Below are 980 nucleotides of genomic sequence, written 5' to 3' on the forward strand. Positions count from 1 at the left end.
TAAAAATTGTGACTATTTGCAACGATGGTCGCTTGATATTTTGGACGTGCTAATCGGAATGGCTGATAGCCCAAATGCCAATAAAAATAAGGCTTTAGATATCAACGCCGTACTGATGGCACATCGCCTGTAGGCCACCTGAATAACCTTGACCTACCGCGCGGAATTTCCATTCGCCATTGTGACGATATACTTCACCGAATACCATGGCGGTCTCAACAGAGTAATCTTCTGCTAGATCAAAACGTACCACTTCAGTGCCGGTCTCTTCATTGACAACGCGGATAAAGGCATTGGCTACCTGACCGAAGTTTTGGTTGCGAGTAGCAGCGTCATGGATAGTCACCGTCACAACTACCTTATCAACGTCAGCAGGTACTTGGGTTAAGTTTACTTTGATAACTTCATCATCACCATCGCCTTCGCCAGTACGGTTGTCACCCGTGTGCTCGACCGCGCCATTATCAGACTTCAGCTGATTATAAAAAATAAAGTCATGGTCGCCGCGCACTTTACCTGCACCATTTAGCAAAAATACACTGGCATCAAGATCGAACTCAGCACCAGAGGTGGCGCGCTCATCCCAGCCTAGACCGATTAGTAGCTTGGTCAAATTTGGATCAGTTTTCGTTAGCGATAAGTTACCGCCTTTGTTAAGTGATAGAGCCATGGTGTTATCCTTGTTATTAGACGTTAGAGATTTAATGACATAAAAGGCGATGCTTACGCTATAACTGCGCAAATCCATCGCCTAGTAATGCTCTATCATAACAACAAAAAATGACCCAATCAAAGCCGATTGGGTCATGGTTATATTTCATATACATTGGACAAAAAACCTAAGTTTCAGGTAGTTATGCTGCCGCGATGAATTACTCTATTTATAAATACTAGCTTATAAACTTTAGCGATGGCGAATCTCAAAGCTTTGATGAATGGGCTTTTTGATATTAAAATCAAAACCAATCGTCTTTTGCGTG

Annotated in this window: 1 protein-coding gene; it reads right to left on the minus strand. The window is 42.8% G+C overall.

Going from position 1 to position 980, the window contains the following annotated elements; genetic code table 11:
- Positions 1–94 precede the first annotated feature (94 nt).
- Positions 95–670, minus strand: a complete 576-nt coding sequence (locus tag ACS8FC_RS15210; protein WP_058024753.1) for a TerD family protein — start codon at positions 668–670, stop codon at positions 95–97.
- Positions 671–980: the final 310 nt, after the last annotated feature.

It is taken from the genome of Psychrobacter sp. 1Y4, assembly GCF_051847555.1.

Bases quoted from the DNA above. Each gene is read 5' to 3' on its own strand.
- ACS8FC_RS15210 (WP_058024753.1), bottom strand. From the start codon at position 670: ATGGCTCTATCACTTAACAAAGGCGGTAACTTATCGCTAACGAAAACT.